The organism is Gordonia sp. DT101 (assembly GCF_049844895.1).
In the GTDB taxonomy this organism is placed as follows: Bacteria; Actinomycetota; Actinomycetes; order Mycobacteriales; family Mycobacteriaceae; genus Gordonia.
In genome coordinates, this window is sequence record NZ_JBNCLX010000001.1 from 388,750 (window position 1) to 412,927 (window position 24,178).

Genomic DNA, 24,178 nt, shown 5'->3' on the forward strand with positions numbered 1-24,178 from the left:
CCCCCTGGTCAGAGAGCTGTCGGATCGGCGGCCAACAGTTCGCCTGCCGCCGCGCAGAGACCGAGGGCGGTCTTCGCCCACGCGGGGGTGGCGCCGGCCAGCCCGCAGGTCGGACTGACCATGACGTTCTGCGACAACACTTTCCGATTCAGGCCGATCCTGTCGGTGAGCGCCGCGAGGCGCGTGGCGACGATCTCCGCGCGGAGATCCTGATCGCCACGCACGGCCGGGACGACACCCGCCACCAGCAGATCACCACGGTCGATCACCGAGCCGATGCCGTCGAGGTCCGCGGTGGTGGGCGAGGTGACGTCGAGCGACCATCCGACGCCCCGGAGCCGTTCGACCAGATCCCAGCGCGGTGCCGCACAGCTGTGGATGATCGTCGGACGGCCGATCTGCTCGACGACCCCATGCAGGGACTCGGCGACATCGGCCACCGGCACCGCGGGAATGGTGTCGAAACGCGTCAGGGGCGTCACCGCGCCATCGATGACCTGGCCGATCATCGGTTCGTCCAGTTGCACGATCACCTCGGCACCGAGCCGTCGGGTCACCTCACCGACGAGTTCACGGAGCCCCTCCGCAGTGGAGGCCACCACGTCGTGCCACGCCCCGCGGTCACGCAACACCTTGTGACCGGCGCGGAGTTCCACCGACGCCGACAGCGTGAACGGGCCACATGCCTGGATCTTGAACGGTCGACCCGTCCCACGGAAACCCGCTGTGTCCCAGAGCTCCTCGACGGCGTCGAGGTCGGCGCGCAGGAAGTCCCGGGAGTTTCGGGAGATCGCCGACCCGCGAGCGGCGAGCCGGTAACCCCACGTTCCCGCATCCATCGGCAGGTCGACAAGGACCGCCGCCATCCGACCCACCATGTCCGCGCCGGCGCCGCGCTCCGGTAATTCGGCGAGGTGGGCGAGGTCCAGTTCGCCGTTGATCACTGCGGCCGTTTCACGCGGATCGGTCCCCGGCATCGAACCGATACCGGTGCCGACACCGCCGCGAACGACGTGGTTCGGCTGGCTCACGCGGTGGTACTCACGCGTTGCGTCCGGACGCGACCGTGTCCGGGCGTACGCCCGACGCCGGATCGGAATCGGTCGCCAGGATGCGCCCGGAGCCCAGCACCAGGTCCCCCTGTTGGGAGTCGGGCAGATAGAGGACCGCGGCCTGCCCCTTGGCGACACCGGTCAGCGGTGTGCGCAGGGCGATCTCGATCACCGGTCGACCGTCGCGGACGGCGGGTGTCGCGACGACCGGGGCCAGGCCACCGTGCGCACGGACCTGGACCATCGCCTCGAAAGGCCCGTCCGGTGCGGTCCCGGCGGTCCAGACGGGACGATGCGCGGTGATCGACCAGACATCGAGACGTGAGGCCGAGCCGACGGTGACCGTCCCCGAGTCCGGATCGATCTCCGTCACGTACCGGGGCCTGCCGTCGGCGGCCGGGGCCTCGATCCCCAGCCCCTTGCGCTGCCCGATGGTGAAACCGTGGACGCCGTCGTGGTCGGCGAGCCGGTCGCCGGTGTCGGCGTCGACCACCGCGCCCGGCCGGATACCGATGTTCGCGCCGAGAAACGCTTGGGTGTCGCCGGTCGGGATGAAGCAGATGTCGTGCGAGTCGGGCTTCTCGGCGACCGCCAGTCCGCGCCGTGCGGCCTCGGCGCGGATCTCCCCCTTGGGGGTGTCGCCCACCGGGAACATCGCCCGGGACAGCTGGGCGGCGGTCAGCACGGCGAGCACATACGACTGGTCCTTGTCCTCGTCGACGGCACGGCGCAGCTCACCGTCGTCGAGGCGCGCGTAGTGACCGGTCGCGAGGGCGTCGAACCCGAGCGCCGCCGCCTTCTGTGCGAGTGCGGCGAACTTGATCTTCTCGTTGCAGGTCAGACACGGATTCGGGGTCTCTCCCGCGGCGTAGGCGTCGACGAACTCGTCGATCACGTCGTCCTTGAAGCGATCGGCGAAGTCCCAGACGTAGAAGGGAATCCCGAGCACGTCCGCGACTCGTCGGGCATCCGACGCGTCCTCTCGCGAGCAACAACCGCGCGAGCCGGTGCGCAGGGCCCCGGGGGCGGTCGAAAGCGCCAGGTGCACCCCGACGACGTCGTGTCCGGCGTCCACCGCACGGGCGGCGGCCACCGACGAGTCGACGCCGCCGCTCATCGCTGCCAGTACTCGCATCAGCGTCCCTTTCCTGTCGGTGACGAGACCAGTCCCGCGGCGCGTGCGCGATCGACGACCTGGCCGATCACCTCGGCCACCGCGTCGACATCTGCCGCCGTCGAACTCGGCGCGAGGGAGAAGCGCAATGATCCGCGTGCCGTCGAGACGTCGAGTCCCATGGCAAGCAGGACGTGACTCGCCTGAGCCACCCCCGCGGTGCAGGCGGATCCCGTGGAGCACTCGACGCCGTTGGCGTCGAGCAGCATCAGCAGGGAATCGCCTTCGCATCCATCGAAGGAGACGTGCACATTTCCGGGCAGTCGCCGCTCGTCGCGGGGCCCGTTGACGGTTGTGTCGGCTACGTTGAGGAGCGTGTCGAACAGCCGGTTGCGGAGTGCGACTACGTGCTCGGTGGCGGCCGGCATGTGCTCGACCGACAGCCGCAGCGCGGTCGCCATCCCGACGGCCCCGGCCACGTCCTGGGTGCCCGACCGCACGTCGCGCTCATGCCCGCCGCCATGCAGCAGGGGTACACATTCGACGTCGCGGCGCAGGAGCAGCGCGCCGACCCCCTGCGGCCCACCGAATTTGTGCGCGGCCAGACTCAGCGCCGACAGTCCGCTCGTCCCGAAATCGACCGGGATGTGGCCGACGGCCTGAATGGCGTCCGAATGCACGGGGATGCCGAACTCGGCACCGACCGCTGCGATCTCGGCGATCGGCTGGATCGTCCCGACCTCGTTGTTGGCCCACATCACCGAGATCAACGCTGTCTCGTCGGCGTGCGCAGCCAATTCGGCGCGCAACCACGAAGGGGACACGAAGCCCTCGGCGTCGACCGGAGCGATCACGAGCTCGGCGCCGGCCGCATCGGCGAGCCAGGTCGCCGGATCGAGAACGGCATGATGCTCGACGGCGGACACGATGACCCTGCGTCGGTCAGGGCTCTCCCGGCGGCGGGCGGCATAGATGCCCTTCAGCGCGAGGTTGTCGGACTCGGTGCCACCGCCGGTGAAGATCACCTCGGAGGGCCGTGCACCCACCGACGAGGCGATGGACTCCCTCGCCTCCTCGAGCCTGCGACGAGCCCAGCGACCCGAACCGTGCAACGACGACGCGTTGCCCGGCTGGGCGAAGACAGCCGTCATCGCCTCGACGGCGTCGGGAAGCATCGCTGTCGACGCAGCGTGGTCGAGGTAGACCGGGGCTCGAGAAGGCATGGACATGACGTTGCAAGGATAAACGCGCGAACACCGCCGACCAATTCCCGCGCATCGGACACCGGTGATCACACCGCGGTGACCGGCGGCTCCGGTCGGTCAGGCGCCGGCGCCGGGACGGCCGCGGCGTCGATCCGCACCCCTCAGACGCGCTCGAGCAGAAAGTACAGGTGACGGCCGTCGACGACCGCGGCCTTGCCGTTCATGATGCCCATGACGGTGTTCACGTCCACCTTCTTGAAATGGTCGATGACGGCCTGCCCGTCGTAGACCATCGACGCCGTGACCTCGCCACGGAACTCGATGGCCCACAGGCTGGCCTCACCCTTGCCGAATTCGATGTTCGAGAAAAGTTTGCCGTTCTCGTCTCGGCACATCAGCGGCTGGACGTCGGAACGCGACGTGAAGGTCTTGCCGAACCAGCGGGCCTTGTCCAGGAGGCCGTTGGCCGGGTGCCCGGTGGTGAACTCGTCGCCCTTCCACGCGCCGAACATCTCTTCGGGGCGAACGGTCTCCAGGGCGGCCCACACCGAATCGAGCTCGGCGTCGTCGACCAGCCCGGTCGCAGACCTGAGTTGGGTGAATCGTGCTCGGGCCTCGGCTCGGGACAGGGCCGGTGCGGAAATCATGGCTCGAACGCCTCCTGGTGTTGATCACGACACCGGGCGGGCGCCCGGCTCAGGGATACAACATATATGAGATATGTACCACGGGCATCGGGCGGTGGACGGTCGGTCATGCCGTGACCAGACGCTCGCAACGCGCGGCCAGGGTCCGACGATCGGTGTCTGGCAGCTGCGACTCGTGCACACGGATGTCGGCGGTCAGGCCGCGGGCCCGCAGGACGCGCCGCAGGGTGTCCAGCGGGTTGTCGTCGCCGATGAAACTGGGGGCCGAGGTGGGTGATCCGTCCATCGCGGTGAACCTCAGTCGGATCGGGGTCACCGGGACACCGGCATCGATCGCGGCCTGGAAGAACGCCGGACGGAACCGCCCGGCCTCCCGTCCACACCACGTGGTGCCCTCCGGGAACACCGCGACCGAACGGTCGCGGTGGAGTTCGTCGACCGCGCTGCGAATTGTCGCGGGGAGCTCACGCAGTGATGCCCGCTCGACCGGGATGATGCCGAGACGCCGGGCCAGACCCGAGACCACCGGCATCGTCGTCACGTCGGACTTGGCGACGAAGTGCGACGGGCTGACCACCGCGACGGCCAGGATGTCCAGGTAGGAGACGTGATTGGCGACGACCAGCCCCCTCGACGTACCGGCGAACGGACGCCGGTCGTCGATGCGAACAGCGACGCCGAGGGCGGCCAGGAGATGCCTCGCCGCCCGGCTGAGGAACCGCCGGCGCAGCAGCCGCGGGGCTAGCGCAACCATCGGTCCGAAGACGACGAGGAAACACACGACCACCACCAGGCGGACCATCCGGACCATCACCACCACGAGGTTCACCACCACCGGCGTCTGCTCGCGACAGTGATCGCCGCACCGACTGGCCGGATACCAGGCGTGACGTAGGTCCGGTAGAGCCGCCGCAGGCGCGGACGCAGCGATCGCGGGTGCCGCGGCGGGCCGTGCCGCGGCCAGCCCGGGCGCCGCCACCGCGGCGGTCATTTGCGTGCTCCCACCGCGAGCCGGTCGACGCACGACTGCATCCGTTCGAGATACCGGTTGTTGCCGTGCAGCCGGTCGAGCACGGTGACGAAATCCCCCACGTCGAAGGCGGCGTCGAGGGCCGGTTCACCGCACACGCGAGCACCGAGCCGCAGATAGCCACGCATCAAGGCGGGCACCGCAACCACATCCGGTGGTCCGATGTCGTCGAGACGGCGCCCACCGATGTTCGCGGGTAGATGCGGATACACCTGCCAAGGCGCCTGATACCGATCCCGCAGGACGTCGCGAACTCCGCGCAGCGCGCTTCCGCGCGGGCCCGGCCCATTCAGCGGCACCGACACACACCCCATCAGATACCGATGGCAGGTTTCATCGAGGTGGTGCAGCAGGGCCGCCCACATCAGCGCGGTCGTCGTGCCCTGACGGTGGCCCGGGGCCACCACGGCACGGCCCATCTCCACGGTGTCCGATGCGATGCCCGCGAGTTCGTGGACGTCGAACTCGGTGCCGGTGTACCAACCGCCGGCCGCAGCGGCGCGCGCCGGTGACAACAGCCGGGCCGACCCGATGAGTCCGTCGTCGGCGTGGCGGACCACCAAGTGCTCGCAGAACTCGTCGAATCGATCGCCGTCGCGCCCGGTGACCGGGTCACCGATCACGTCGGCGAAACCGGGCTCCGCGCCGAACACCCGGTAGCGCAACTCCTGGATCTCCACGATGTCGGCGGGATCCTCGGTGAGGCCCACGACCACCGGGCCGGCCATCAGGAGCGGACGGGTGACGCCGGTGCGGGTCGGGCTGGGCGCGAGTGTCATGCCCCGATGACATCCACCACGGACGACGGGGGGCCAACGGCGACATGTCATGTCGGTGCTGGGCCGGTGAACGTCGGCGACACCGGATGAACACGGCCCGAAACGGCGATGGCCCCCCGGCGTGTCGAGATGACACGGCCCGGGGGGCCATCGCGGAAGTGATCAGGTCACTTGCGCTTCTTGACCTCTTCGGTCAGCTGCGGGGCGACGTTGAACAGGTCGCCCACGATGCCGTAATCGGCGATCTCGAAGATCGGCGCCTCTTCGTCCTTGTTGACGGCGATGATCGTCTTCGAGGTCTGCATGCCTGCACGGTGCTGGATCGCACCGGAGATGCCGAGTGCGATGTAGAGCTGCGGCGACACGGTCTTGCCCGTCTGGCCGACCTGGAACTGGCCCGGGTAGTAACCCGAGTCCACCGCGGCGCGCGAGGCACCGACGGCTGCACCGAGCGAGTCGGCGAGTTCCTCGACCACGGAGAACTTGTCCGCGCTGCCGACGCCACGTCCACCGGACACGACGATCGACGCCTCGGTCAGTTCCGGCCGGTCGCCGCCGACGTTCGGCTCGACCTTGGTGATCTTCACGACGCCCTCGGCCTGGGCCGGGACCTCGACGTCGACGCGCTCGCCTGCACCGGCCTGCGGTGCTGCCTCGACACCACCCGGACGAACCGAGAAGACCGGGGTGTCACCCTTGGCCTTGGCGTCAACGGTGAACGCACCACCGAAGATGGAGTGGATACCCACGCCACCCTCTTGCACGTCGATCACGTCGGCGAGTACGCCCGAGCCCAGGCGCACGCCCAGACGACCGGCGATCTCCTTGCCGTCGGCGGTGGCCGCGACCAGGATGCCCGCCGGGGAGGCCTGCTCGGCGACCGATGCCAGGACATCGACCTGCGGGGTGACCAGGTAGCTCGCCGCGTCGTCGGACTCGGCGACGTAGATCTTCTCCGCGCCGGCCTCCTTGAGACCGTCGATGATGCCGTCCGCCGAACCCGCGGCGCCCACGACCACCGCGGACGGGGTGCCGAGCGCGCGTGCGGCGGTGATCAGCTCGCTGGTGACCTTCTTGAGGGCGCCTTCGGCGTCCTGCTCCACGAGCACTAGTACTTCAGCCATGTTCTTATCTCCTGAATGTCTCTTTTATCGCCAGTTGCTCTGAGTGACCGTCCGGACTAGATGATCTTCTGCGAGACCAGGTATTCGGCGACCTTGGTGCCGCCGTCACCTTCGTCGGCGACGCGCTCACCGGCGGTCTTCGGCGGCTTCGGATTCGATGCGGTCACCTCGGTGCCGGCGTGCTCGAGACCCACATCGGTGGCCTCGACGTCGATCTCCGCGAGGGTGACGACCTGAACTTCCTTCTTCTTGGCAGCCATGATGCCCTTGAAGGACGGGAAGCGCGGCTCGTTGATCTTCTCGTTGACACTCACGATGGCCGGCAACTGCGCCTCGATGTGGAAGATGCCGTCGTCGGTCTCGCGCTCACCGGTGAGCGTCTCGCCCTCCAGGGTCAGCTTGCGCAGATGAGTGAGGTGCGGCAGCTCCAGGTACTCCGCGATCATCGCGGGGATCGCCCCGACCCGTCCGTCGGTGGCCTCGTTGCCCGCGATGACCAGCTCGACACCCTCGACGGTACCGAGGGCGCGCGCCAGCACGTACGCGGTCTGCACCGCATCCGAGCCGTGCAACTGATCGTCCTTGATGTGGATGGCTTTGTCGGCGCCCATCGACAGCGCCTTACGGATCGCCTCGGTCGCGCGCTCGGGACCCGCGGTCAGCACGGTCACCTCGCCACCGTCGGCTTCCTTGATCTTCAGGGCCTCTTCGACCGCGCGCTCGTTGATCTCGTCGAGAACGGCGTCAGCGGCTTCGCGATCCAGGGTGAAGTCACCGTCGGTAAGCTTGCGCTCGGACCATGTGTCGGGAACCTGCTTGATCAGAACGACAATGTTTGTCATGGGTCTGCGTCGACCTCCTGCGTCGGTTTCTCCCACCTTACTGCCGAGTAAGTTGGGTTCGGTCTCCCCCACTTTAGCGTTAGCTCGGGAAGCACAAAACATCGACTACCTCACATAACGCACCGACTGGGACAACCGACGAATCGTGGCCCACCGCGGTGAACGCGATGGGCCACGACAGCCGAGGGGTCGGTGGACCGGTCAGACGCCGACCAGCGAGTGCTCGGTCGAGCGTTCGGCCGCCTCGATTTCGCGGACGAGGGGCAGCACCCTCTCGCCGAAGTATTCGATCTCCTCCTGGAAGTGCAGGAACCCGCCCAGAATGAGGTCGACGCCACGCTTGCGGTAGGCCACGATGCGCCCGGCGATCTGCTCCGGTGTACCGATCAGCCCGGTGCGGAATCCGTCGTTGTACTGCACGAGGTCCTCGAAGCTGGAGTCCGCCCACATCCCGGTCTTGCTCGACGTCGAATTACCTGCCTGCTGCACCGCGTCACGGAATCCCTCCACCGCGGGCCGGTTGGCCTTCTCGACGATCTCCCGCAACGTGTCGCGGGCCTCCTTCTCGGTGTCCCGCGCAATGATGAAGCCGTTCAGCCCGAACTTCACCTCACGGCCGACCTCGCGTGCGGACGCCTGAACGTCGATCAGCTGTTCGGTCACCCCGTCGAAGTCCTTACCGTTGGAGAAGTACCAGTCGGAATGACGCCCCCCATTGCGCCGGGCCGCCAGCGAGTTGCCGCCCTGGAACAATTCCGGGTTCGGGCGCGCCGCTGTGTTCAGCGGCTTGGGCTTGAGCGTGAAGTCATGGATGCGATAGAAATCGCCCCGGAAATCCACGTCGTCCTCGGTCCAGATCCTGCGCAGGACCTGGAGGAACTCCGCGCTGCGCCGATACCGTTCGTCGTGCTCGAGCCAGGGTTCGCCCAGGTGGGTGAACTCGTCCTTGAACCAGCCACTCACCACGTTGACCGCGAAACGACCACCCGAGAGGTGATCAGCAGTGGCACCGAACTTCGCGAGCACCGCCGGCTGCCAGAGACCGGGATGGACCGCAGCGATCACCTTCAGGCGCTGGGTCGCCAGAAGCAGTGCAAGGCTGAAACTCGTTGATTCATGCTGGAATTCGGCGCCATAGCTGGCCTCATACCGGACCTGGGACAGCGCATACTCGAAGCCGTTCTCCTCGGCCGTCTGCGCCAGCCGGACGTTGTAGTCGTGGTGCCAGCTCGTCCGCTGCTCGATGTCGCTGGTGACGAGTCCGCCGCTCACGTTGGGGACCCAGTAGGCGAACTTGATCTCGTCGGAAACCGATTCGGTGGTCATGGCAGTGGTCAACCCTCCTGATTGCGGGCACGGCAATGCCCACACATGTTGTGTGTCAAGCGAAATGGAGTTCGCGATGTCGTTCGCGGAGACATCGGGCCGGCATCCGTCGCCTTGTCCGACAATGTCAGCACCCGCCGGTCGAGCGGGTCAACGATAGGTTCAGGATGAACCAAAGGAGCGCCCGGATGGCGTTGGCCAGGTCGTCCGGGGAGAACACTCTCCGGTCGCCGTGACAGGGGGCACTAGTCTCGTGGGGATGAGCGAGTCACACGAGACCCTCGCGTTGACGGGCGAGCGAACCGTCCCCGGTATCGCCGAGGAGAACTACTGGTTCCGGCGGCACGAGATCGCCTACGCCCACGTCCTCGATCGCTGTTCGGGTGCGGACGTGCTCGAGGCCGGCTCGGGTGAGGGGTACGGCGCGGCCATGCTGGCCACCCGCGCACGCTCGGTGACCTGCGTCGACTACGACAGCAGCGCCGTCGAACACACCCGACGCAGGTACCCGGGGCTGATCGTCCACCAAGGCAATCTGATCGACCTCCCACTCCCCGACGAATCCGTCGACATCGTGGTGAACTTCCAGGTCATCGAACATCTCTGGGATCAGCCCGCATTCATCGCCGAATGCCGTCGGGTCCTGCGCCCGGGCGGACAGCTGTTCATCTCCACGCCGAACCGCATCACCTTCTCCCCCGGTCGCGACACCCCGCTCAACCCGTTCCACACCCGCGAACTCAATGCCGCCGAGATGACCGAGCTGCTCACCGACGCCGGGTTCGAGGTGACCACGATGTCCGGCGTTTACCACGGCCCGCGGCTGGTCACGCTCGACGAGAAGTGGGGTGGATCGCTGATCGACGCCCAGATCGAGCGAGCACTGGCCGGCGAACCATGGCCGGATGACCTCTCGGGTGACGTCGCGGCGATCGCCACCGACGACTTCGCCGTCCTGGATCCGGCTCGGGACGGCGTCGACATCGACGCCGGCCTCGACCTCTTCGCCATCGCCGTCCGGCCCTGATCAGCGGCGCCCGATGACCCCTCGATCCGGTTCCGCCGTACCCGGCCGATTCACGTTGGTCCTGCACTCCCATCTGCCATGGCTGGCCAATCACGGCCGGTGGCCGGTCGGTGAGGAATGGCTCTACCAGTCCTGGGCGGGCTCCTACCTACCGCTGTTCGCGATGCTGCGCCGGCTTGCCGACGACGGGGCACTGGATCAACTGTCTCTCGGCATCACGCCGGTCCTGGCCGCACAACTCGACGATCCGCACTGCGGCTCGTCGATGTACGAATGGCTCGCCGACTGGCAGCTCCGCGCCGTCGAGGCGGCGATCGCACCGGACCCGTCGCGGCGCGCACTGGGCAGTCGTGAGTACCGTGCCGCGGCGGATGCGATGGCCGAGTTCGAGACGCATTGGCGGCACGGCGCGAGCCCGCAGATCCGCACGCTGGCCTCGTCCGGCGTCGTGGAGGTCCTGGGCGGCCCGCTGGCCCATCCCTTCGCCCCACTCCTCGACCGCCGGCTGCGGCAGTTCTCGTTGGCCGAAGGCCTCGACGACGCGCGGGCACGGTGGGCGACTCGTCCGACGGGCATCTGGGCTCCGGAATGTGCATTCGACCCGGGGATGGAGACCGAGTACTCCGCGGCGGGCGTCGGGCATTTCATGGTGGACGGTCCGACACTCAAGGGCGACACCGCACTCGGCCGGCCCGTCGGTGACACCGATGTCGTCGCGTTCGGCCGGGATCTCAGCATCAGCTACCGCGTGTGGTCGCCGAAGTCGGGATATCCGGGGCATGCCGCCTACCGCGACTTCCACACCTACGACCACGCCACCGGCCTGAAACCGGCCCGGGTCACCGGACGGGGTGTGTCGTCGGCCGACAAGAAGCCCTACGACCCGGCGCGCGTGGACGCGGTGATCGACCGTCACGTCGACGATTTCGTCGACCACGTGCGACGCCGACTCGTCGACGAATCCGCACGACAGGGGCGACCGGCACTCGTGGTGGCCGCCTTCGACACCGAGTTGTTCGGCCATTGGTGGCACGAGGGTCCGGTCTGGCTCGAACGCGTCCTGCGTCGGCTCCCCGAGGCGGGGGTCGACGTCGGCACGCTCGCCTCCGCACGACGAGACGGCTTTGTCGGCACACCGGTGCAACTGCCGGCGTCGTCGTGGGGATCGGGCAAGGACTGGCGGGTGTGGAACGGGCCGCAGGTCGAGCACCTGGTCGCACTGAACGCCGAGGTCACCGAGACGGCGCTGAAGGCGGTCGACAAGATCCTCGCCCCGGGGGTCGGGGGTGCGCCCGGACACCCGGCCGGACGCAACCGGGTGGCCGATCAGATCATCCGGGAGACCTTGCTGACGGTGGCCTCCGACTGGCCGTTCATGGTCTCCAAGGACACCGCGGCCAACTACGCTGTGGATCGGGCACACAAACACGCGCACGCGACCCGCGAGATCTGCGACGCCGCACTCCGGGGACGCGACGACCTGGCGCACCGCCTTGCCGGCGCCTGGGCGCGCGCCGACAATCTGTTCGCCGGGCTCGATGCGCGACGACTGCACACCAGGGATGCGGTCGACGAGGTCCGGGGATGACCGCGACGGGGGATGGCAGATGAGGATCTTGATCGTCTCGTGGGAGTACCCACCCGTAGTCGTCGGCGGCCTCGGCCGCCACGTTCACCACTTGACGACCGAGCTCGCCGCCCAGGGGCACGACATCGTGGTGCTCACCCGCCGCCCGACCGGGACCGACGCGGTGAGTCATCCGACCACCGACACCCGTGTCGACGGTGTCCGGATCATCGCCGCGGCCGAGGATCCCCCGGAGTTCGAGTTCGGCCGCGACATGATGGCGTGGACGCTGGCGATGGGCCATTCGTTTGTCCGGACCGGCCTGAGAGTTCTCGCCGGCGAGCGTAATTCGCCGGAACAGCAGCCCTGGCTGCCCGACGTCGTCCATGCCCACGACTGGCTGGTGGCGCATCCGGCCATCGCACTCGCCGAGTTCTTCGACGTTCCGCTGGTCTCGACCATCCACGCCACCGAGGCCGGCCGCCACAGTGGCTGGGTGAGCGGACCCACCAACCGGCAGGTGCACTCGGTGGAGTGGTGGCTGGCGAGCGAATCGGATTCGCTGATCACGTGCTCGGCGTCGATGCGCGACGAGGTCACCCGGCTCTTCGGACCCGACCTCCCGGATATCTCGGTGATCCACAACGGGATCGACATCAGGACCTGGCCCTTCGCGCCACGGCCGACGCGCTCCGGCCCACCGGAACTGTTGTTCGCGGGGCGGCTCGAATATGAGAAGGGTGTGCAGGATCTGCTGGCCGCGCTCCCCCGCATCCGCCGCACCCACCCCGGCACCACCCTGACCGTCGCCGGGACCGGCACACAACTGGAATGGCTGGTCGAACAGGCCAGGCGCCACCGCGTGACCAAGGCCGTCCGGTTCCTCGGCGCCGTCGACCACCAGGGTCTGATCGGGCTCATGCATCGATGCGCCGCCATCGTGCTGCCCAGCCGCTACGAACCGTTCGGGATCGTCGCCCTCGAGGCGGCCGCGACCGGCGCGCCGCTGGTGGTGTCGACAGCAGGCGGGCTCGGTGAAGCGGTGACCGACACGACGACCGGACTCACATTCGATCCGGGCGACGTCGCGGGCATCGCGACGGCGGTGCGCGCCGCGCTCAGCGACCCGGCGGCCGCCGCCACCCGCGCCGTCCGGGCGCGCGACCGGCTCACCGAGGAGTTCTCCTGGAGTGAGGTCGCCGAGCGCACCGCAGGCGTCTACCTGGCCGCCAAACGCCGGGTCCGTCATCCGGTCGGACGCCCCAGCATCCCCGAGCGGCCCCTGCCGGAACGCGATCCGGGGCAATCGGACTGAGAAATCACCGAGCAGGTCACCGCTCCCGTTCGGCTCCCGCCTTCTTCCGCTCGATGTCGGCCAGCGCACGTTCGAGCTCGGCTCGCTCCTCGGCGCTCGTGGCCCAATCGTCCTTGCGATTCTTCACGACCCGAGCAGGCGCTCCCACCGCGATCGAGAAGTCCGGGATGACACCTCTGACCACCGCGTGCGAGCCGAGTACGCAGCCGCGGCCGACGATCGTGTTGCGCAACACCGACACCTTGGCCGCGACCCACGTGTCCGGCCCGATCCGGACCGGGCCCTTCACGATGCCCTGGTCCTTGATGGGCAGCGTGATGTCGTCCATCTTGTGGTCGAAATCGCAGATATAGCACCAGTCCGCGATGAGGGTGGAGCCGCCGATCTCGAGATCGAGGTAGGAGTTGATGACGTTGTTGCACCCGAGAACTGTCTTGTCGCCGATCTTCAGGCTGCCCTCGTGACAGCGGATCGAGTTGCCGTCGCCGATGTGCACCCAACGGCCGATCTCCATCCTCGACATCTGAGGGGTCGCGTGGATCTCGACGTTGCGTCCCAGGAAGACCATGCCGCGCAGCACCACGTGCGGGTTGGCGACCCGGAAGCGCGCCAGACGGTAGTACCGGACGAGATACCACGGCGAATAGGCCCGGTTGCGCACCACCCACCGCAGCGAACCAAGGGTCAGAAACCGCGCCTGTGCTGGGTCTCGGCGCCGGCCCGCCGTCCACCGGGACCGATAGGAGGCATTCCACATCGTGGTCATGACGACAAACCCTAATCGACCCGAATTCCCGGCACGATAGGCTCTCTGCTGGCACGTCGTCCGACGGGGCAGATCGCGATGAGAACAGGAGCTTCGATGGCTGTGACGGCCGGTGGGCGTGGGGTTCCCCGTCGTGTTGCGACAACCTTCGCGGCGCTGCTGATGACCGTCATCGCCGTGGTGGCGTCGGCCTGCTCGGACGGCGAGGTCGATGTCCGTTCGGTCGCCGGACCGGGGTGGTCGAGCTATGGCGGCAACGCAGCCAACTCGAACTTCGCCTATCCCGCCGTTCCCGACGACCTCGCGCTGAGCTGGACCCGCCCCACCGGCGGCCCGGTGACCGCACCGATCACGATCTCCACCCAGTCCAACGTCGGCGTCACGTCGAACACGGCGAGCGGGTGCAATCTGCTGATCCTCGATCCGCACAGCGGTCGGAAGAACTTCTGCAAGCGGATGCGCCCGGGAATCGAGGTCAACTCTCTACTGTCCGACCAGTTCGACCAGCCGTACGTCGGTGAGGAGACCACCTTCCTGGCGTTCAACGCCGGTGGTGCGATCCGGTGGCGGATGCCCGTGCTGGGAGTCCCGTTGTCGGCGAAGTTCGCCGCACCGGGGCAGGTCCTCGTCGCCACCACCCAGGGGCAACTGCTCCTCATCGACAGCCAGACAAACGAACTCGTCGCACCCGAGGTTCGGCTGCGCGCCGATGCCAACCCCGACGACCCGACCTACGGCTTCGGCGAGTGCGTCACCAACGGCCCACGCTGCGCGGTCCCCGCACCACCGGCGGTCGACGAGGCGCATCAGCGGTTCTTCCTCAACCTCTGGCCGCAGGGTGCCATCGCCTCGCAGGTCCGCGCGATGTCCTACGCCGAGCAGAACGGTGCGCGCGTGATGCGCGAGGCCTGGCATGCCGACGTCCCCGGCGGTGTCGTCGGCTCCCCGACGCTGTCCGCCGACGGCGGCACGGTGTACACCTTCAGTCGTCTCGGCAAGCTCGTGGCGCTGGATGCGGCCACCGGCAAGACGCGGTGGACCTATGACAACGGCGGCTACGGCTTCGGCACCATGTCGGTGTCGCCGGACGGCCTGATCATGCCGACGGGTGTGCTCGGTGCCCCGCTCACCCTGCTGCGCGACCGCGGCGACCACGCCGAACAGGTCTGGCAACGCAAGGATCTCGCATCGGTGAGCCTGTCCACCCTGACCGATCAGGGCACCGCGTGGACCGTGATCCGAGACAAGGGCAAGGACACCTTGTCGCTGGCCGAGGTGTCGACCGCCGACGGCTCGACGAAACGCACACTGCCGCTTCCGGAATCGGGCGGATTCGCGACGGGCGTCGCCGTGTCGGCGAGGGGCCAGATCGCGACCGCGACGAATATCGGCAAGGTCTACTTCTTCGACAGCAAGGCCGAGATCGACTGATCAACGATGGAGCGGACTCGCCTCGGCCGCATCCGGATCGAGGAAGAACAGACCCGCGATCCTGCCATCGGTGTCGTAGGCGACCCGCATCGTCGTTGCTCCGGCTTCCTGTTCGATCGCCACGTCCACGACCGTATGCAACCCGTGTAGGCGCACGAAGGGCGAACCGATCGACTCCACCTCGCCACCGAGTGCGATCACCGACGCCCATGCGTCGGCCAGGCCGGGCCCGTCGATGGCGGCCGCCATCTGCGCCGTGAACCTCGACACGACAACCGCCCACTCACCACCGCGGATCCGGTCCAGCAGGTCCACCGCCATCACATCTGCCTGTGGTATCAACGTTTTCGTCATCGGTTCTCCCGTCCTCGGATCGATCGGCTTTCCGAAACGCTGGAAGGCCGCCTGTCGCGTGACGCCGACGACGTCACCGATCTCCTGCCAGGTGCATCCACACTCCCGCGCCCGCCTCGCGGTGGCGCTCAGCAACTCCTCGGCACGACGACCGAGTTGGAGCGCGTCGTACACCTGGGCCAGCGCACCGGTTTTCGCCACGGCGTCGCCACCGGATCCGATACTGCGCGCGTACCGCTCGACCTCGTGGGACAGTTCATGCACCTCACCCATGCGTAAACCGTAGATTTACACATACCTTGTTGTCAAGGTTTGGTTTACACGGTCGTCCCGGGTCGGAAGCGAATGCCCGCCTCACAGATGAACCCGACGCCCTTTCGGCCGATCCGGGTGAGTACGAGCGTCAAGGATCGTGACCCTTTGGGCTTCAACCGCTTACGCAGCCGATCCGGGTCCACATCGAGTCCGCGGACCAAGATCTCGAGGCTTCCGCAGTCGTGTGCGGCAAGGCGCTTGCGCAGCTCCTTCTCCGTGACACCGGTGGCCTCGATGACCCGAAAGCCTCGCTCGCCGACCGGCACGTCGTCGCCGGTGAGATAGGCGATCTGCGGGTCGAGCTGCCAGAGTCCTTGCCGGCGAGCATAATTGCGGACCAGTCCGGCACGCACAACTGCGCCGTCCGGGTCGACGATCCACTGCCCTACCTCCCCGACCGACTCCTGGTCGTCACCGTCGTCGACGATCTCGTAGCTCGCCACCGAGCCGTCCGGACGTGACCGCAGAACAGTCGCGCGCCGACTCGGCTCACCATCGCGTTCGGTCCACAGACATGCCTCACGGACCGCCCCGTCCAGCGAGGTGATCTGCACCTGACCGGCGAATCCGAAGCGATCACGCAGCATCCGGTAGTCCAGCCCCGGAGCGCATTTCACAGCGATCGGCCGGCCGGCATAGGTGGTGAGCACATCGAGCAGCGGTGGCGTGAGCTGGTCGAGCCGGAACACCCGGCCCGCCCCGGAGCGACGGGCCGGATCGGCGAGCACCACGTCCGCGATGGAGGTCGGGGTCAGGGCGTCGGCCCGCACGATCGTGGTCGGGCGGTCGGACAACGATCCATTGTGGCGCGCCATGCGCAGGCGCACCGGGTCGATGTCGCTGCCCAGGACACCCGAGATCCCCTCGTTCGCCGCGAGCTCCATGACCTCGGCGCCGATCGAACATGTGACGTCGTGTACCACGGCCCCGGGGAAGCGGTCGGCGATCTCCGCCGCACGGTGTCGGGCCACCGCGCCGGCGGTCGCCTGTTGCAGCGCGTCATCGGTGAACAACATGTCGTCGGCCGCCCGAAGTCTCGCGCGCCCCCGACGACGGCACAGCACCGTCTCGATCAGCGCGCCGTCGTATGAGCCGTACCGTCGGCGCAGATCACCGATGTCGGCGAGCATCGACGCCGCCGACAGGTCGAGCATCGAGGTGGAGTCGAGCGCCGTGACGCCCTGTCGCGACCGTAAGAAGGCGACGTCGTCGAGGGTGAACCGGTACCCCATCACCGATATCCTTCCCGGCCGACGTCCGTTGCACAGACCCCCGCGTTACCGCTTCGTACCGGTGACGATGGCGTTGTAGAAGAACTTGGGCGGCACCACTTTCCGCAAGACCTTCTCGTCCAGCCAGGACAGCCGCTTCCACCCGTTGAACGCGAACATGGCCCAGCCCCAACCGAGCTTCGACGGCGGGACCGCCGCCTCGAAGGTCCGGACCGGCCACCCGAGCATGGCCGCGGCGAGTTCCTCGGTCGCGGTCTCCACCTTCGTCGCTCCTGCGGCGCGCGCCATGCCCTCGAGCTCGGCGGGATCGAAGGTATGGATGTCGACGACGGCCTCGAGAGCAGCGGCGCGCGACGACTCGTCGAGTTCCTCCTGCGGACGTCGCCACGACTGCAGCGGTCCGAGCTTGGTGATGTTGGTGGTGGCCGCCCAGGTCGCCCGGCTCATCCACCGGGCATAGAAATCGCCGATGGTCGTCGGTTCCCCGGCAAACACGAAGCGACCGCCCGGCTTGAGTACCCGCAACACCTCGCGCAACGCCTGCTCGACATCCGGGATGTGATGCAGCACAGCGTGTCCGACGACGAGGTCGAACGTATTGTCGTCGTAGGGGATCTTCTCGGCGTCGGCGACGCGGCCATCGACGTCGAGGCCGAGGTTCTCCGCGTTACGCAACGCCACCTTGACCATGCCGGGCGAGAGGTCGGTGACCGAGCCCTTCTTCGCCACACCCGACTGCATGAGGTTGAGCAGGAAGAACCCGGTGCCACAACCGAGTTCCATCGCACGCTCGTACGGCAACTCCACGTCCGACGCGACCGCATCGAAACGTCCACGCGCATAGTCGATGCAGCGCTCGTCGTAGGAGATGGACCACTTGTCGTCGTAGGTCTCCGCCTCCCAGTCGTGGTAGAGCACCTGCGCGAGTTTGGTGTCCTCGAGGGCCGCTTTGACCTGCTCCTCGGTGGCGTGCGGATTCGGCTCCGGATCGATTCCCGGCGTCACATTCGTGGTCATTCCTCGGCTACTTCCTCGTCGTCGGGGGTGAATCGCGGTCGGTGGGTCACTTGCCGGTGAACTGGGCCTTGCCGGGCCCGTTCTCGATGAAGGACTTCATCCCGACGGCACGGTCCTCGGTGGCGAACAGGGCCGCGAAGAGCTGTTCCTCGATCTTCAGACCCGTCGCGAGATCGACTCCGAGTCCCTGATCGACCGACTTCTTGCCGGCTGCGAGCGCGATGGATGCCGCATTGCGGAACTGCCCGGCCCACGTCAATGCCGCGTTGTAGACCTCGTCGGGAGCGACGATCTCGTCGACAAGCCCGATGGCGAGCGCTTCTTCGGCCCCGACGAAGCGACCCGTGAAGATCATGTCCTTTGCCTTGGCCGGCCCGACCAGTCGGGCGAGCCGCTGGGTTCCGCCGCCACCGGGGATCACACCGAGCAGGATCTCTGGCACGCCCAGTTTGGCGTTGTCCCCGGCGATGCGCCGGTCCGCGCCGAGGGAGACCTCGAGACCACCACCGAGCGCGTAGCCGGTGATCGCGGCGACCGTCGGCTTCGGGATGTCGGCGATGGAGCCCAGAGCGGACTGCAGACGACCGGCGACCTTGCTCATCTCGGCGTAGGTCATGTCGTTCATCTCTTTGATGTCGGCGCCTGCGGCGAGCACCTTCGGTCCGCCGTAGATGACCACCGCCTTGATGTCGTCACGCCGGGTCGCTTCCTCGGCGGCCGCGGCCAGTTCCGTCTGCACCTGCCGATTCAGCGCGTTCATCGGAGGACGGTTGAGCAGGATGGTGCCCACGCCGGGATGATCATCGGATGTCTCGAGGGTGACGAACTCAGCCATGGTCGAAGGCTACCGTCTGTCTTTCGTGTGCAGCCCCGCCGGGGGAGGTCACGGCTCTACAGTTGGCTCATGGCGAAGGCCTCGCAAGCCGGTGAACCGGTCGAGCTCGGGGTGGGCGACCGGACGATCCGTCTGTCCAGTCCCGATCGCGTGTACTTCGCCGAACGCGGCGAGACGAAACGCGACCTGGCCGAGTACTACCTCGCCGTCGGAGACGGGATCGTCCGCGCGCTGCGTGACCGACCGTGCATGCTGCATCGGTTCCCGACGGGTGTCAGCGGGAAGAAGGTGCACCAGAAGCGGATCCCGGCCGGTGCGCCCGACTGGCTGGAGACCGTCGAGATCTGGTTCCCGCGCTTCGGCCGCACCGCAGACGAACTCTGCGTCACCGAGTTGGGCAGCGTGATCTGGGCCGTCCAGATGTCGACGGTCGAGTTCCATCCGTGGAACTCGCGGCGCCCGGATCCCGAGTGCCCCGACGAATGGCGGATCGACCTCGACCCCATGCCCGACTGCCCGTTCTCCCGGATCCAGCGCGTCGCACACGTCGTCGAGGAAGTGCTCGACGAACTCGGCATCCGCGGATTCCCCAAGACGTCGGGCGGGCGGGGACTGCACATCTACGTGCGGATCGAACCGGAATGGGGCTTCCCGCAGGTCCGTAGCGCCGCGCTCGCCTTTGCGCGTGAGGTGGAACGCCGCGCCCCGGCCGACGTGACGACGACCTGGTGGCGCAAGGACCGTGACCCGGCCGCGGTGTTCGTCGACTTCAACCAGAACACCCGTGATCACACCATGGCCTCGGCATACTCGGTGCGTGGGAACCCGCGCGCGACGGTCTCTGCACCCATCCGATGGACTGAGATCGACGACGTGGCGCCCGACGATTTCACCATCGCGACCATGCCGGCGCGGTTCGCCGAGATCGGCGATCTCCACCGCGAGATCGACGATGTCGCCCACCGGCTCGACACCCTGCTGGAGTGGGCCGAGCGCGACGACTCGGCCATCGACGACGTCGATGCCGACGGCGTCGTCGACCTCGATTCCTGAGCGACCCGGCTGTCCGAGCTCAGCGACTGAGGCCGGGTACCTCACGGTCCGCGGCCACGGCGAAGTACCGATCCGATCCGGCGAACTTCAGACCGGCCAGCCCTGCGCCGGGCGTGACGGACGGTTCGATCGGCTCGATCACCCGATCGGCCGCCAGCAATTCCGCGACCGAGGAGAACTCGGCCAGGTGATTCAGCTGCGCCCAGGTCGGCGGGAGAAGGGTGTGCTCGTTCGCGATCCACGCGTCGAGGGCGGCCTGCGGCGTGGCCCAGGCGGTCACCTCGGCCTCGGTGGTCTTGCCGTCGGCCGACTGTCCCGCCGGCAGCGCGGCCAGGAAGAAGCGGGTGTCGTAGCGACGCTTCTCGATGATCGGGGTGATCCAGTGGGCCAGCGGGCGCAGGAGATCTGCCCGCAGACTCAGTCCCTCCCCGCGGAGGAGATCACCCAGGGACAGCGTCTTGTCGACGAGTTGGTCGCGATGGGACGCGTACGACTGCGGATCGACCGGGGTGCCGTCGGGTCGGCTGGCCAGCAGGACGCCGCACTCTTCGAAGGTCTCGCGGACCGCGGCACACACCAGCGCCTGCGCCGTCTTGGCGTCGGTGTGGAACGCGTCGGCCCACCACTGCGCGTCCGGCCCGGTCCAGTCGATGTCGGCGTCCGCATCGCGCGGATCCACCCCGCCACCGGGAAAGACCGTCACCCCGCCCGCGAACGCCATCTGCTTCACCCGGCGCTGGAGGAAGACCTCGACCCCGACCTCCGAATCACGGACCAGGACCACCGTCGCCGCCCCGCGCAGCGGGGCCGGTTCGGTTGACGTCGGTTCCGGGGCGGGCTCGGATGGGCTCATGGCAGACACTCCTGTCGAACGATCACCGTATGACGGTAGCGCGCGACGATCAGCCCGCCGCCCGGCGATGCCCACCGGGACGCCGGGTCCGCCGAGCGAAATAGCGTCCGTCGACCTTGCTGAGGGTAATCTGCTGCCGGAACGCCCTCGACAGGTTCTCGCTGGTGAGGACGTCGTCGAGAAGCCCCTGCCCGACGATCTCGCCTTCGGCGAGAAGCATGACGTGGGTGAATCCGTCGGGGATCTCCTCGACATGGTGGGTGATCAACACAATCGCCGGCGCCTCCGGATCGGACGCCAGCCGGCCGAGGCGGTCCACGAGTTCCTCGCGGCCGCCGAGGTCGAGGCCGGCGGCCGGTTCGTCGAGCAACAGGAGTTCCGGATCCGTCATCAGGGCGCGTGCGATCAGGACCCGTTTGCGTTCGCCTTCGGACAAGGTGCCGAACAGGCGGTCGGCGAGGTGTTCGGCACCCAGCGACTCCAGGGACTCGACGGCCTGCGCGCGGTCGATGTCGTCGTAGGTCTCGCGCCATCTGCCGATGACCGAGTACCCGGCCGAGATCACCACGTCGCTCACCACCTCGTCCGCGGGCACCCGCTCGGCCAGTGCGGCGCTGGACACGCCGATGCGCGTCGAGAGCTCCCGGACCTCTACCTTCCCCAGCGGCTCGTTCAACACGAAGGCCATACCGGCGGTCGGGTGGACCTGCGCGGCGGCCAGCCTCATGAGCGAGGTCTTGCCCGCGCCGTTCGGCCCGATCACCACCCAGCGTTCATCGAGTTCGACCTGCCAGGAGACGGGCCCGACCAGGGTGTTGCCACCACGGACCAGCGTCACGTCGCGGAAATCGACCAACAGGTCCGGATCGGATTCGTACACCTCGTCATCGTCGGTCGCATCTGTCACTCCCCCATCGTGCCCTACGACGATGGCGGCCGCGTGGAGCCATGCGACACATGGTCGCCGACAAGGGAATCCGTCCGACCGGAATACACCGGGGCGCCGGCGCCTTGACCACTACATGAGTGTTGATCTGTCCATCCTCGACCTGGCACAGGTCGGCCCCGGTGAGACCGTGCATGACAGCTTCGTCGCGAGTGTCGACATGGCGCAGCGCGCGGAGCGCTGGGGCTTCCGTCGCATCTGGTACGCGGAGCACCACAACATGTCGTCGATCGCTTCGGCCGCGCCTGCTGTCCTCATCGCACATGTGGCCGCGCACACCGAATCTATCCGCCTCGGCGCGGGAGGTGTGATGTTGCCGAATCACTCCCCGCTCGCCATCGCCGAACAGTTCGGAACTCTCGGCGAGCTCTACCCGGGTCGCATAGATCTCGGGCTCGGCCGTGCGCCGGGCGGCGATCAGCAGACCTTCGCCGCGCTGCGACGCACGATGGCGTCGGCCGATCGGTTCCCGTCGGATGTGCTGGAACTGCAGGGGTACCTGCGTGGTCAGTCCCGCGTCGAGGGTGTGGCGGCGACGCCCGGCGCCGGCACCGACATCCCGCTGTACATCCTGGGCTCGTCACTCTTCGGTGCCCAGCTCGCCGCCGCGCTCGGCCTTCCCTATGCGTTCGCATCGCATTTCGCACCGCAGGCCCTCGAGGAGGCCGTCGCGGTGTACCGGCGCGAGTTCCAGCCGTCCGAACAACTCGAGTCCCCCTATGTGATCGCCGGCGTCTGTGTGATCGCCGACGACGACGAGGCGCTCGCCCAGGACCAGCTGCGCCAGGCGAAGCGCCATCGCGTCAATGCGCTCTTCGGCCGCGGCCGAAAGTTCACCGACGAAGAGGCCGACATGATCCTCGACATGCCGCAGGGCCGCCAGATCGATTCGATGATGACCTACGCGGGTGTCGGCACCCCGACACAGGTCCTCGACTACCTCGACTGGTTCGCCGGCCACGCCGAAGCCGACGAACTCATCGTCGCGTCCATCGCTCCTGATCGCGAGATCTGGCGGAACACCTTGGGGCACATCGCCCCGGCGACCGCGCGCACCGCAACGTCCTGACGTCCCGGGCGCCGGCCCCTTGCCGTTCGTGGCGGCCGGGCGTGGCGGCGGGTCAGGTCGCGTCCGGGGCCAGACGGAAGTCCGCGAAGTCGAATCCGGGCAGCACCAGACAGCTGACCAGCGAAGGCTCGTCGCCGACCGGTCGCGCGCGCTGCCAGGTACCGGGCGGCACGACAGCCTGAGGCAGGTGACCCGCGGCGATGTCGGCACCGACCACGACTTCTGCCGGCGCATCCGGCCCCGATCCGTCGCCACCGAGTTCGAGCAACACCGGCGAGCCGCGGTGGTACAGCCACAACTCCGCACCGCGGACCGTGTGCCACGCCGAACGCTCATCCGGCAGGAGCAGGAAGTAGATCGCCGTACCTACCGCTCGATCACCCGGATAGCCGTGCGGGAGAATGTCGGCCGGGATCGTGACGTCGCTGCGCCACGTCTCCCGATACCAGCCGCCTTCCGGATGCGGCGAGAGTCCCAGCCCTCGTGCCCAGTCGGGCAGGTCCGCGGCTTCACTCATGCCTCGATCACCTCCGCGATCACCGTCACCGATCCCGGTGCGATCTCGGTGAACCCCGCGTCGCGGACCGCAACCGCGCGACCCGCCGACTCGGCGTCGAGCAGGGCCGCCCACCGCTGCGGCGTCGCCTCGCGAACCGCAAGAGCACACGCCGTCTCTCGCCATTCCTGTGCCCGCCGGGCGGACATCAGTGTGACGGCGAGCATCGCACCATGACCGACCTGGGCGGCGGCCTTACCCACGGTCATCTCGAGACCGGGATTGATCCAGAGGCACACTCCCGCGTCGGGTGGTGTGGACGCGACATCGCCGTCGATCTCCGTCCCGCCGATCTGCAGGCGGGCGATCCGCTTGTCGACGTCGCCGACCCGACCCGGCACGATCGCCCGCGCCTCTGCGGTGCCCTGCGCGACGGTCAGGCCCCAGACCTCCTGCGCCGCCGCCCACTGCGCACCGCGTGCGCGGCGGGCGATCTTGCGGATGCGGGCGTCACACCAGGCATCCATCGGCGCCGACCACGGGCCGTCGGCGCCCGACCGGTCGTCGAGGCAGAGCATCGCCACCGAGCGGGCCGCGGCGCTCAGCAGCTCGGCGCGGTCCGGCGGGTCCGCCTTCTCGATCCGCACCACCATCTGCATGGCCAGCACGTCGCCCGGATCGTCCGGGTCCTCACCCCCTCCGACGTAGCCCACCAGGCGTCGATAGGCGACGTCGAAAGGGTCCGCGGCATCGATCCCGGTCGCCGTGTCGGTCACCTCCACA

The 24,178-nt window shown here is 68.0% G+C and carries 24 protein-coding genes; 6 read left to right on the forward strand and 18 right to left on the reverse strand.

Annotation, left to right across the window (positions count from 1 at the left end; translation table 11 throughout):
- Window positions 1–8: 8 nt before the first annotated feature.
- The 9 genes from ACLQ3I_RS01880 to sfnG form a co-directional block, all read right to left on the reverse strand.
- On the reverse strand, window positions 9–1,031 hold the full coding sequence (locus ACLQ3I_RS01880; protein WP_425791519.1) for a vitamin-B12 independent methionine synthase: 1,023 nt from the start codon (window positions 1,029–1,031) through the stop codon (window positions 9–11).
- A 10-nt stretch (window positions 1,032–1,041) separates the two neighbouring features.
- On the reverse strand, window positions 1,042–2,187 hold the full coding sequence (gene mnmA / locus ACLQ3I_RS01885; RefSeq protein ID WP_425791517.1) for a tRNA 2-thiouridine(34) synthase MnmA: 1,146 nt from the start codon (window positions 2,185–2,187) through the stop codon (window positions 1,042–1,044).
- On the reverse strand, window positions 2,187–3,389 hold the full coding sequence (locus tag ACLQ3I_RS01890; RefSeq protein ID WP_425799965.1) for a cysteine desulfurase family protein: 1,203 nt from the start codon (window positions 3,387–3,389) through the stop codon (window positions 2,187–2,189). The genes mnmA and ACLQ3I_RS01890 overlap by 1 nt, the downstream gene beginning before the upstream one ends.
- Before the next feature lie 143 nt (window positions 3,390–3,532).
- Window positions 3,533–4,018 carry a DUF4334 domain-containing protein gene (locus tag ACLQ3I_RS01895; RefSeq protein WP_425799966.1) on the reverse strand — a complete coding sequence of 162 codons (486 nt, stop codon included), beginning with the start codon at window positions 4,016–4,018 and terminating at the stop codon, window positions 3,533–3,535.
- 106 nt (window positions 4,019–4,124) lie between these two features.
- Window positions 4,125–5,009: a lysophospholipid acyltransferase family protein gene (locus tag ACLQ3I_RS01900; RefSeq protein WP_425799967.1), complete on the reverse strand. Its 885-nt coding sequence runs from the start codon at window positions 5,007–5,009 to the stop codon at window positions 4,125–4,127.
- Window positions 5,006–5,827, reverse strand: a complete 822-nt coding sequence (locus ACLQ3I_RS01905) for a GNAT family N-acetyltransferase (RefSeq protein ID WP_425799968.1) — start codon at window positions 5,825–5,827, stop codon at window positions 5,006–5,008. Before ACLQ3I_RS01905 ends, ACLQ3I_RS01900 begins: the two co-directional genes overlap by 4 nt.
- Window positions 5,828–5,994: 167 nt before the next feature.
- Window positions 5,995–6,951, reverse strand: coding sequence for an electron transfer flavoprotein subunit alpha/FixB family protein (locus ACLQ3I_RS01910; RefSeq protein ID WP_425791507.1), 957 nt, complete (start codon window positions 6,949–6,951; stop codon window positions 5,995–5,997).
- Between the two features lie 56 nt (window positions 6,952–7,007).
- Window positions 7,008–7,793 carry an electron transfer flavoprotein subunit beta/FixA family protein gene (locus tag ACLQ3I_RS01915; RefSeq protein ID WP_425791505.1) on the reverse strand — a complete coding sequence of 262 codons (786 nt, stop codon included), beginning with the start codon at window positions 7,791–7,793 and terminating at the stop codon, window positions 7,008–7,010.
- A gap of 201 nt (window positions 7,794–7,994) precedes the next feature.
- Window positions 7,995–9,119 (reverse strand): dimethylsulfone monooxygenase SfnG, encoded by a 1,125-nt coding sequence (sfnG, locus tag ACLQ3I_RS01920; protein WP_425799969.1) that lies wholly within the window; start codon window positions 9,117–9,119, stop codon window positions 7,995–7,997.
- Between the two features lie 259 nt (window positions 9,120–9,378).
- On the opposite strand from sfnG, the gene ACLQ3I_RS01925 reads away from it, so the two are divergent.
- From ACLQ3I_RS01925 to ACLQ3I_RS01935, 3 genes are read left to right on the forward strand one after another with little or no spacing between them, the layout of a single operon-like run.
- Window positions 9,379–10,146 (forward strand): class I SAM-dependent methyltransferase, encoded by a 768-nt coding sequence (locus ACLQ3I_RS01925; RefSeq protein WP_425791502.1) that lies wholly within the window; start codon window positions 9,379–9,381, stop codon window positions 10,144–10,146.
- A gap of 13 nt (window positions 10,147–10,159) precedes the next feature.
- Window positions 10,160–11,734, forward strand: a complete 1,575-nt coding sequence (locus tag ACLQ3I_RS01930) for a 1,4-alpha-glucan branching protein domain-containing protein (protein WP_425791500.1) — start codon at window positions 10,160–10,162, stop codon at window positions 11,732–11,734.
- A gap of 19 nt (window positions 11,735–11,753) precedes the next feature.
- A complete protein-coding gene (locus ACLQ3I_RS01935) occupies window positions 11,754–13,028 on the forward strand; it encodes a glycosyltransferase family 4 protein (RefSeq protein WP_425799970.1) in 1,275 nt (424 codons plus the stop codon).
- A gap of 16 nt (window positions 13,029–13,044) precedes the next feature.
- On the opposite strand, the gene ACLQ3I_RS01940 is transcribed toward ACLQ3I_RS01935, so the two are convergent.
- The gene (locus ACLQ3I_RS01940; protein WP_425799971.1) at window positions 13,045–13,794 is read right to left on the reverse strand and encodes an acyltransferase; all 750 of its coding nucleotides are present in this window, start codon (window positions 13,792–13,794) and stop codon (window positions 13,045–13,047) included.
- 96 nt (window positions 13,795–13,890) lie between these two features.
- On the opposite strand from ACLQ3I_RS01940, the gene ACLQ3I_RS01945 reads away from it, so the two are divergent.
- Window positions 13,891–15,225, forward strand: coding sequence for a PQQ-binding-like beta-propeller repeat protein (locus ACLQ3I_RS01945; protein WP_425799972.1), 1,335 nt, complete (start codon window positions 13,891–13,893; stop codon window positions 15,223–15,225).
- Here ACLQ3I_RS01945 and ACLQ3I_RS01950 read toward each other — a convergent pair whose 3' ends face one another.
- From ACLQ3I_RS01950 to ACLQ3I_RS01965, 4 genes are read right to left on the reverse strand one after another with little or no spacing between them, the layout of a single operon-like run.
- Entirely contained in the window at window positions 15,226–15,852 is a 627-nt protein-coding gene (locus tag ACLQ3I_RS01950; protein WP_425791492.1) for a DUF3887 domain-containing protein, read from the reverse strand. It lies immediately after the preceding gene.
- A gap of 44 nt (window positions 15,853–15,896) precedes the next feature.
- Window positions 15,897–17,126 (reverse strand): THUMP-like domain-containing protein, encoded by a 1,230-nt coding sequence (locus ACLQ3I_RS01955; RefSeq protein ID WP_425791491.1) that lies wholly within the window; start codon window positions 17,124–17,126, stop codon window positions 15,897–15,899.
- 45 nt (window positions 17,127–17,171) lie between these two features.
- Window positions 17,172–18,143 carry a class I SAM-dependent methyltransferase gene (locus ACLQ3I_RS01960; protein WP_425791489.1) on the reverse strand — a complete coding sequence of 324 codons (972 nt, stop codon included), beginning with the start codon at window positions 18,141–18,143 and terminating at the stop codon, window positions 17,172–17,174.
- Window positions 18,144–18,189: 46 nt separating this feature from the next.
- Window positions 18,190–18,978: an enoyl-CoA hydratase/isomerase family protein gene (locus ACLQ3I_RS01965; protein WP_425791487.1), complete on the reverse strand. Its 789-nt coding sequence runs from the start codon at window positions 18,976–18,978 to the stop codon at window positions 18,190–18,192.
- Between the two features lie 69 nt (window positions 18,979–19,047).
- Between ACLQ3I_RS01965 and ligD the strand changes: the two genes are divergently transcribed.
- Entirely contained in the window at window positions 19,048–20,031 is a 984-nt protein-coding gene (gene ligD, locus ACLQ3I_RS01970; RefSeq protein WP_425791485.1) for a non-homologous end-joining DNA ligase, read from the forward strand.
- Window positions 20,032–20,050: 19 nt separating this feature from the next.
- Here ligD and ACLQ3I_RS01975 read toward each other — a convergent pair whose 3' ends face one another.
- On the reverse strand, window positions 20,051–20,884 hold the full coding sequence (locus tag ACLQ3I_RS01975) for an NUDIX hydrolase (protein WP_425799973.1): 834 nt from the start codon (window positions 20,882–20,884) through the stop codon (window positions 20,051–20,053).
- Between the two features lie 49 nt (window positions 20,885–20,933).
- Window positions 20,934–21,764, reverse strand: a complete 831-nt coding sequence (locus tag ACLQ3I_RS01980; RefSeq protein WP_425800686.1) for an ABC transporter ATP-binding protein — start codon at window positions 21,762–21,764, stop codon at window positions 20,934–20,936.
- Window positions 21,765–21,906: 142 nt separating this feature from the next.
- Between ACLQ3I_RS01980 and ACLQ3I_RS01985 the strand changes: the two genes are divergently transcribed.
- Window positions 21,907–22,899: an LLM class flavin-dependent oxidoreductase gene (locus tag ACLQ3I_RS01985; RefSeq protein ID WP_425791481.1), complete on the forward strand. Its 993-nt coding sequence runs from the start codon at window positions 21,907–21,909 to the stop codon at window positions 22,897–22,899.
- 52 nt (window positions 22,900–22,951) lie between these two features.
- On the opposite strand, the gene ACLQ3I_RS01990 is transcribed toward ACLQ3I_RS01985, so the two are convergent.
- A complete protein-coding gene (locus tag ACLQ3I_RS01990) occupies window positions 22,952–23,416 on the reverse strand; it encodes a cupin domain-containing protein (RefSeq protein WP_425791479.1) in 465 nt (154 codons plus the stop codon).
- Window positions 23,413–24,171, reverse strand: coding sequence for an aminoacyl-tRNA hydrolase (locus ACLQ3I_RS01995; RefSeq protein ID WP_425791477.1), 759 nt, complete (start codon window positions 24,169–24,171; stop codon window positions 23,413–23,415). Before ACLQ3I_RS01995 ends, ACLQ3I_RS01990 begins: the two co-directional genes overlap by 4 nt.
- Window positions 24,172–24,178: the final 7 nt, after the last annotated feature.